This is a genomic window from Aquaspirillum sp., assembly GCF_055136605.1.
In genome coordinates, this window is the sequence record NZ_JBSQVP010000078.1 from 1 (window position 1) to 8981 (window position 8981).

The 8981-nt window shown below is 48.9% G+C and carries 8 protein-coding genes; 6 read left to right on the forward strand and 2 right to left on the reverse strand.

The annotated features are described in order from the left end of the window. From ACTBZS_RS10945 to ACTBZS_RS10965, 5 genes are all read left to right on the forward strand, one after another. A partial coding sequence (locus tag ACTBZS_RS10945) for a PhoH family protein (protein ID WP_463044146.1) occupies window positions 1-320 on the forward strand: 320 nt, incomplete at its 5' end. Then, complete coding sequence (locus ACTBZS_RS10950; protein ID WP_463044147.1) at window positions 320-1282, forward strand: alpha/beta hydrolase; 963 nt, start codon at window positions 320-322, stop codon at window positions 1280-1282. The genes ACTBZS_RS10945 and ACTBZS_RS10950, both read left to right, overlap by 1 nt. 72 nt (window positions 1283-1354) lie before the next feature. Then, window positions 1355-2176 (forward strand): crotonase/enoyl-CoA hydratase family protein, encoded by an 822-nt coding sequence (locus tag ACTBZS_RS10955; RefSeq protein WP_460429829.1) that lies wholly within the window; start codon window positions 1355-1357, stop codon window positions 2174-2176. Window positions 2177-2242: 66 nt separating this feature from the next. Then, on the forward strand, window positions 2243-3022 hold the full coding sequence (locus ACTBZS_RS10960) for a 3'-5' exonuclease (protein WP_463044148.1): 780 nt from the start codon (window positions 2243-2245) through the stop codon (window positions 3020-3022). A gap of 107 nt (window positions 3023-3129) precedes the next feature. Further along, complete coding sequence (locus tag ACTBZS_RS10965) at window positions 3130-3732, forward strand: FMN-dependent NADH-azoreductase (RefSeq protein WP_460429831.1); 603 nt, start codon at window positions 3130-3132, stop codon at window positions 3730-3732. Here ACTBZS_RS10965 and ACTBZS_RS10970 read toward each other — a convergent pair. Then, window positions 3729-4628 carry a recombination-associated protein RdgC gene (locus tag ACTBZS_RS10970; RefSeq protein WP_463044149.1) on the reverse strand — a complete coding sequence of 300 codons (900 nt, stop codon included), beginning with the start codon at window positions 4626-4628 and terminating at the stop codon, window positions 3729-3731. The genes ACTBZS_RS10965 and ACTBZS_RS10970 overlap by 4 nt on opposite strands. Window positions 4629-4911: 283 nt before the next feature. Here ACTBZS_RS10970 and ACTBZS_RS10975 point away from each other — a divergent pair, with 283 nt between their 5' ends. Further along, entirely contained in the window at window positions 4912-6561 is a 1650-nt protein-coding gene (locus ACTBZS_RS10975) for a methyl-accepting chemotaxis protein (RefSeq protein ID WP_463044150.1), read from the forward strand. Window positions 6562-6635: 74 nt separating this feature from the next. On the opposite strand, the gene katG is transcribed toward ACTBZS_RS10975, so the two are convergent. Then, on the reverse strand, window positions 6636-8849 hold the full coding sequence (gene katG, locus ACTBZS_RS10980; RefSeq protein WP_463044151.1) for a catalase/peroxidase HPI: 2214 nt from the start codon (window positions 8847-8849) through the stop codon (window positions 6636-6638). Between the last annotated feature and the right edge of the window lie 132 nt (window positions 8850-8981).

The window sequence follows — 8981 nt, forward strand, 5'->3', positions numbered from 1 at the left end:
ATTTAATGCGCTCCCGTATCAAAATCAAAAGCCTCAACTTTATGCGCGGTCGCACTTTTTTGAATAAATTTCTCATCATTGATGAAGCACAAAACCTGACACCGAAACAAATGAAAACTTTAATTACCCGCGCCGGCCCCGGCACCAAAGTGGTGTGCTTGGGCAATATCGCTCAAATTGATACCCCCTATCTCACTGAAGGCAGTTCCGGTTTAACGTATGTCGTTGACCGCATGAAAGGTTGGAATCACGCCGGCCATGTAACCTTGGCACGCGGTGAACGCTCACGCTTGGCCGATCACGCCGGAGAGGTATTGTAATGGCTGTGCATCTTGAACGTATCGACCGCCATCCCACACACCCCGTCGCAGCGCGCCCACCGCTGTTATTTGTTCACGGTGCGTATTGTGCGGCATGGTGTTGGGATGAGCATTTTTTGCCATTTTTTGCGGAAAATGGGTGGTCTGCCACAGCATTTAGTCTCGAAGGACACGGGGGCAGCGGTGGACAAAGTTGGATTGCCATTTTAAGCATTGATGAATACGTCAAAAACCTGCGGCAAATCATTGCCACCTTACCGAGTTTGCCGATTTTAGTAGGCCATTCGATGGGCGGTTTTGTGATTCAACGTTACTTAGAATTGGGTTATCCAGCGGCAGGCGTGGTGCTGTTGGCATCGGTGCCGGGCGAAGGTATGGCGCGCTCAGCCATTCGCATGTTGGGCACTACACCAGACTTATTAACCGCCTTAAACCTATTCCAAGCAGACCAACGTTATCAACCTGAACTCGATCAGGCCAAACGGTTGTTATTTTCCGACAGTATGCCGGAGGAAGAATTAGCAAAATGGGCCTATCGCTTCACACCAGAATCCATGCGAGCTATTTTAGACATGACGCTGGTAAGCTTTTTTAGCGTGAAAGCGTTAGAACAGATACCTGCGCTGGTGTTGGGCGGCGATGAAGATAAAATCATCAGCCCAAGCGAAGTGGTTAAAACCGCACGCCGTTTGCACACCGAAGCGGAAATTGTCGGTGGTTGTGGTCACATGATGATGTTGGATACTGTGTGGCAAGAGGTGGCGCAGCGGATGTTGGAATGGCTGTCACTGAATTGGCCGACCGTCACCGAACCACAACCCACTGTGCAGGCTGAAGCGGTCACAGTTGATAGCGTTGCAGCAACACCCGCCACGCCACGACGCCGTAGCACCCGCCGCCCAAGCAGTAAGCTGTCACGTTTTGCCACGGTTCGCAGTAGCGAAGAAAAATCAAACGATTGATTGACAGCCAATGATCTGCTCCGTACAGTCGCAATGCCTTTGTCACGTTGCCACTGTTTCGGAGCTTTTTTCATGACTCATCCTACCTTTCCTCATCTCAATCTCTCGCAAGAGGGCCATGTCTTACACCTCGAACTCAATCGACCCGATAAATCCAACGCCCTGAACGATCCGCTGTGGCAATCGCTACGCCAAGCGTTTGAGTGGGCAGATGGTGAACCCAGCGTGCGCGTGGTGGTGTTGTCTGGTGCAGGGAAAAATTTCTGTGCAGGGATTGATTTGGCGATGTTGATGCAGCTTTCACAGCTGATTGCGGATGATTGTGAAGGACGGAAACGGGAAAAATTACGGCGCAAAATTCTTGAATTACAGGCGGTCGCCAATGCAATTGAGCAATGTCGTAAACCCGTGATTGCGGCGCTGCATGGCGCTTGTGTCGGGGGTGCGATTGATTTAGTCGTCGCGGCAGATATTCGCTATGCCAGTGCAGATGCCTATTTTGCCGTCAAAGAAATTGATATGGCGATGGCGGCAGATGTTGGCACGTTGCAACGGCTACCGCGTTTGGTCGGTGAAGGCATTGCCCGTGAATGGTGTTTAACCGGTCGCCGTGTCGCGGCGGCAGAAGCCGAATGGCGCGGCTTGGTCAACCAAGTATTAGCCGATCCAACCGAGCTGTTAGAACATGCTTTTACCCAAGCGCGTGCCTTGGCCGCCAAATCGCCTTTAGCCCTGCGCGGCACAAAACAAGTCTTAAACTACAGCCGCGATCACAGTATTCCTGAAGGCTTGGAATATGTTGCGACATGGAATGCGTCGATGTTGTTATCGAATGATATTCAAAGCGCAGTGATGGCCGCGATGCAAAATACCCAGCCACATTTTGCCGATTAAATCGCAAGACTTGTATCATGTGCGCCAAGATAGAAAGATGCCGTTATCACCGACACAGGAGCGCACATGAAACAGCCTATTCTTGCTTTTGATATTGAAACCATCCCTGATGTCCAAGGGTTGCGGGTATTACATGGCTTTGCAGCGGATATTTCCGACACCGATGTTGCTGAATATGCTTTTCAGCGCCAACGCCAGAAAAATGGTTCTGATTTTTTGCCACATTATCTGCATCGGGTGTTGGCGATTTCTTGTGTTTTACGGTGGGACGACAAAATCCATATCGCAACCCTCGGTCATGTCGGCAGCAGCGAAGCCGAGGTGATTCAAAAATTCTTTCAGTTAATTGAAAAATACACGCCGCAACTGGTGACATGGAATGGAGGTGGGTTCGATCTACCCGCCTTGCACTACCGCGCCTTGCTGCATGGAATTTGTGCTGAACGGTATTGGGATTTAGGTGATAACGACCGCGATTTTAAGTGGAATAATTACATCAGCCGCTATCACACCCGCCATCTGGATTTAATGGATATTCTCGCCATGTATCAGCCACGCGCCAATGCACCGTTGGATGATATAGCGCGGTTATGTGGTTTTCCGGGGAAACAAGGCATGGACGGCAGCCAAGTGTGGAGCGCATACTTAGCCGGTGAGGAACAAGCGATTCGTGATTATTGTGAAACCGATGCTGCCAACACCTATTTGGTGTATTTGCGTTTTCAAATGATGCGCGGCCAACTCGATCAAACGCAATACCAAGCCGAGTGTGATCGACTGCGCCATGCCCTGACACAAAAATCACAGCCACATTGGCAAGCCTTTCTTGCCGCGTGGTCAGCCTAATTCAAAAATACTGAACAAGATGGCGAAAAACTTTCGCTATCTTGTTGCGCCATCCTTTCGTAAGCTGTGCACATCGATTGCACATTTTCTACGAAAGGATTTTTCTTATGGCCACACTGTTAGTCATTCAATCCAGCCTCTCAACCACCGGTCAAGCGCGACAACTGGCACAACAATTTGCCAACGTCTGGCAAACACAGCATCCCGATGGACAAATCATTGTGCGCGATTTAGCCGCTAATCCCTTGCCCCATCTGAGTGATAGCGATATTGCCGCCTTCTTTTCACCAAGCGAAAGCTTAGATGATGTTGCGATGGCACGGCGGCAAGAGTCGGACGATCTGATTGCTGAATTGCAAGCCGCTGATGCGGTGGTGATTGGAGTGCCGATGTATAACTTCGGTGTGCCGTCCACATTGAAAGCATACTTCGACCGCATTGCCCGCGCTGGTGTGACTTTCAAATATACCGAACAAGGCCCAGTCGGTTTAATTGCAGATAAGCCCGTGTATTTGCTGGCAGCACGCGGCGGGCAATATGTCGGCACAGCCGCCGATAGTCAAACACCGTTCTTAACCACTTTCTTGAATTTTATCGGCTTGCGCTCACTGCACTATGTGTATGCCGAGGGTTTGAATATGGGCGCGGAATTGCGCGAGGCGGCCTTACGTCAAGCATCAGAAACAATTGACCGCCTCGCACGCAGTTAATTCATTTCAATTTCTCCGCCAAGCGCCAACAGCAAGGATTGCCATAACAAAGACAATTCTTGCTGCATTAAACTGGCGGTCGCCACAAATAAACTTTCAGGATCTTCGCCTTCTTCGCTGGCTTCTTGTTGTACCGTATCTAAAAAACCAATTCGTTTTAATTGCAACGATTCAGTCAATGTAAAACGCACCCGCTCTTGAAAAACCAAACCCAATTGGCTAACGGTTTTACCTTGTAATACATGTTGTTGAATTTCTGGCAAGGTTAAATCATGCCGTAAACAACGAATTACCGCGCCATTTCCATCTTTTAATTCACAGTCATTATCTAAGGCAAAATCTGTTGGTGGCCCAGATAATAGCCATTCCGTCATCGCACTGGCCGGTGAACGTTCGGTGTGAAACAAACTCAGCGGCAGAACGGGGAGATGTTCGCGCAATACACTCAGCCATTCTTCCGCCCGTTTTGCTTGTGCGGCGTCAACCAGCAAATAGCCGCGTTCACGATCAAGCAGACCTTGAATCGTGCGTGACTTTGCAAAAGCACGCGGTAATAAATCATCAATCACATCTTGTTTAAGCGTACGTTGCTCTTTTTTACCCACACGACGTAGTTCTTCTTTTTCGATTTGTCCAACTTTTTGCGCCAGCCGTTCTTTCACCACGCTGGTCGGCAACACTTTTTCTTCCCGTTTCAGCATCAACATCGAACAAGCCGGATTTGACCACGTCATTCTATCTGCCTGCTGCGGCAACACCGGCACCCATCCCGCCGAACTCAACTGCAATCCGGTACAGGGAAAAAATGGACGTTTTTGCAATGCCGTTTCTAACTGTTCAGCCGTTGGCATATTTTGCAATGGTAAACGAAAGCAAATTACATTTTTAAACCACATCAGATAAACCTCTTATCAAAAAATGACCATTATCGTTATTTTACGCTATCGCTAGCCTAGTCTCTACCATCGCTAAATTGGCATTTGTTTTGCTTTTCCTAAAGTAGTTTGTCACATTATGCTGATTTAAATACATAAAACAGCATGAAACCGATTTTTTAATCGTGAACACTGGAAAAAATCAGAACAATCGTTTAATTTATGAAAAAGTGTTTTTCTTAACAAATAAGAACCGTTTTCATTTTTTTTCTAATAAAAAATCAAAGCAAGGGTGAGTATTTCTATGAGATGGATCGAAAATTTACGCTTAAAACATAAGCTACAACTGGCTTTCATGATTGTTTCGCTGCTTAGTGTTGGGTTATTCACCGCTCAAGCCACTTACAACGCCAAACAAGCCGCATTGGCTGAAATTGACAGTCAACTGGTAATGGCTTCACAAGCTTATGCTTATATTCTTGGCGTGGACTATCACGATCAGTTACCGCCACGTAATCAAGTTAATCTCAAACAAAAACGGCAGGAAAGCGTTCGCCTGACAGAAGCCAGCCAAGCAATGAAGGTGGAGTTTCTCTATAGCTATGTCGAGCATGAAGGAAACATTTTTTATGGCCAATCCTCCCTCACCAAAGAGCAATTAGCCGATCCCAACTTTGATTTTTATCTGCAGCCCAATGATGTACCCACGCTCGACCCACGCACCCGCGAAGTGATGCGGAGCCGGCAACCGTCTTTTGCTGATACCACCAGCCAATACGGCAATTTCCGAGGCGTGTTATATCCGGTTGTCAGTCCAAAGGGCAAAGTCTATGTTGTCGGGTCGGATATTCAAAGCGATATTGTGAACCAAAAAATCCAACAAGCCATTTTCCATGCCGTAGCAAGTGGTGGTGTGGTGTTGGTTGCGGCGTTGTTGATTTCACTGTGGCTAGGCAATGTAATTGCACGCCCGTTACAAAAACTGCGCGATATGGTGCACAGCCTCACCGCTGGGCATGGCGATTTAACCATTCAACTGCAAATTGATTCAAAAGATGAAATCGGCGATATTGCCCGCCATTTCAACACTTTTATGGGGCAATTACGCCAGATGTTTGTCATGGTGCGTGATGAAACCAGTAAATTGACTCAAGGCACTGCAACCTTAGAAGACATGGCCAAGCGGTTAGCTGACGATTCTGCCACCCAAAGCGATATGGCCAGTTCCACCGCCGCCACCATCGAACAAATCACCACCAGCATCAATTTAATTGCCAGCCACACCCACGACGCAGAAAAAACAGTGCAAGCCACCGGCCAACAGTCAGCCACTTCGGCAGCAGAAGTCGCTAATTTAGCCGGACAAATTCACGGTGCTGCCAATGCGGTTGATGATTTAGCTGGGGTGATGAATGAACTTGACCAGCGTGCCGAACAAATTCACTCGGTTATCAATGTGATTCGCGATATTGCTGACCAAACCAATCTGTTAGCGCTCAATGCTGCGATTGAAGCCGCCCGTGCCGGTGAGCAAGGGCGAGGGTTTGCGGTGGTGGCAGATGAAGTACGAAAACTGGCCGAGCGCACCGGCCAAGCCACCGTTGAAATCACCCAAACCATTAGCACAATGCGCGAACATTCGCGCCATGCCCTTGGCAAAATGCAGGCCACCCATGATTCAGTGAAAGCCGGTGCCGATATGGCGAGTGTGGTCTCAGAAAAAATCTTGGTGATTCAACGAGATGTGTTGGGTGTAGTACAACAAATTGAGGAAATTTCACTGTCAGCACGAGAACAATCGGCAGCAACGGTTGAAATGGCTCAGTCCGCAGAACAAATCAGCAGCATGGCACAAGCAGGAAAAGAAGCTTTGCAAGATGCTAAAGCCGTGATTCATGGTCTCAATCAGTTCTCGCATGAGTTACAAGATATGGTTGGACGGTTTAAGCTGTAGCGCAACAAAAAGCGCGGTATCAGATTCGATACCGCGCTGCGATGCCTTACCCTGTGGGGATTCAAGCAAAGGAATTAGTGTTGCAAATCAAAACGATCTAAATTCATCACCTTATCCCAAGCTGCAACAAAATCACGCACAAACTTCTCTTGTGCATCGTCTTGGGCATAGACCTCGGCCAAAGCGCGTAATTGCGAATTAGAACCAAAGACCAAATCCACACGGCTTGCTGTCCATTTAATATGGCCGGTCTGCCGGTCACGTCCTTCAAAATGTTGGGCATCATCAGCAGTAGGCCGCCAAACAGTGCTCATGTCCAACAGGTTAACAAAGAAATCATTGCTCAAGACCTGTGGCTGTGTGGTGAACACACCTTCTGCTGCACCACCAACATTCGCGCCTAACACTCGCAAACCTCCGACCAACACGGTCATTTCTGGTGCACTCAAGGTCAATAACTGGGCTTTATCAATCAGCATTTCCTCGGCAGGGACGGCATAAACTTGTTTTTGATAGTTACGGAAACCATCGGCTGCCGGTTCTAACACAGCAAACGACGCCACATCGGTTTGCTCTTGTGTCGCATCCATCCGCCCCGGGGTAAAGGGCACAGTGACCGATACACCAGCAGCTTGCGCGGCAGCTTCGACTGCGGCACAACCAGCCAACACAATCAAATCAGCCAGCGACACTTTTTTGCCATCAGTTTGAGCAACATTGAATTGTTGTTGCACCGTTTCCAACACAGCCAACACCTTGGCTAATTGTGCGGGTTGGTTAACCGCCCAATCTTTCTGCGGTGCCAACCGAATGCGGGCGCCATTCGCCCCACCGCGCAAATCGGAACCACGGAAAGTCGAAGCCGAAGCCCACGCCGTCGCCACCCATTCAGCAATCGACACCTCCGAAGCCAACAGGGTGTGTTTCAAAGCTGCAATATCAGCAGCGTCAATCACAGGATGATCCAAAGCAGGAATCGGGTCTTGCCAAATTAAGGTTTCGCTTGGGACTTCTGGCCCTAAATAACGGGTTTTTGGCCCCATATCGCGGTGTGTCAATTTGAACCAAGCGCGCGCAAAAGCATCGGCAAATGCGGCAGGGTCTTGGTGGAAACGGCGCGAGATGGGTTCATAAATTGGGTCGAAACGCAATGACAAATCCGCCGTGGTCATCATCGGTGGGTGTTTTTTCGATGGATCGTGAGCATCGGGAATTAAATGCTCTGGTTTGCAATCTTTTGCCACCCATTGATGTGCACCAGCAGGGCTCTTTGTCAGCTCCCATTCATAGCCAAACAACATATCAAAATAGCCATTGTCCCACTGTGTCGGATTGGGTTTCCACGCCCCTTCTATGCCACTGGTGGTGGTATGCACCCCTTTACCGGTACCCAATTGATTGAACCAACCTAACCCTTGCTGTTCAATCGGTGCGGCTTCAGGCTCAGGGCCAACTAATTTTGGATCACCGGCACCATGTGCTTTACCAAAGGTATGCCCACCGGCAACCAACGCCACCGTTTCTTCATCATTCATTGCCATCCGCGCAAAGGTTTCACGCACATCACGTCCGGATGCAACAGGATCGGGGTTACCGTCTGGGCCTTCAGGATTGACATAAATCAGCCCCATTTGCACAGCCGCCAGAGGATTAGCTAATTCACGTTCAGCGGAATAGCGGCTATTCGCTTTGTCGCTTGTCGCCAGCCATTCTTTTTCTGCGCCCCAATAAATGTCTTCTTCTGGCTGCCAAATATCTGCGCGGCCACCGCCGAAACCAAAGGTTTTGAAACCCATGGATTCCAAAGCACAGTTCCCCGCCAAAATCATCAAATCAGCCCATGAAATTTTGTTACCGTATTTTTGTTTGATCGGCCACAACAAGCGGCGGGCTTTGTCGAGGTTGCCGTTATCTGGCCAACTGTTGATAGGGGCAAAGCGTTGGTTACCGGTACCTGCCCCCCCTCGGCCATCAGCAGTACGATAAGTACCCGCACTGTGCCACGCCATACGGATAAACAAACCACCATAATGCCCCCAATCCGCCGGCCACCAATCTTGTGAGACAGTCATTAAGGCATACAAGTCTTGTTTCAGGGCGTTGTAGTCGAGTTGGTTAAACGCTTTGGCATAGTCAAAGTCGCCACCGAGGGGATTAGAAGCAGGGGCGTGTTGATGGAGGATGTTGAGGTTCAGCGCCTTTGGCCACCAATCGCGATTAGATTGTGCACCATGTGTGGTACGTGCGCCGTGCATTGCCGCAAAGGGGCATTTTTTCTCATTGCTCATCGGTGTTTCTCCATTGTTTTAGGTATCGCACAAAACACATCCACCCTGACGGCCTTACTGTGGTGTCAGACTGAACAAACAGTTGATGGCTACAGCATAGACAAGAAAAAATGATTTATCTAATTGATTAGA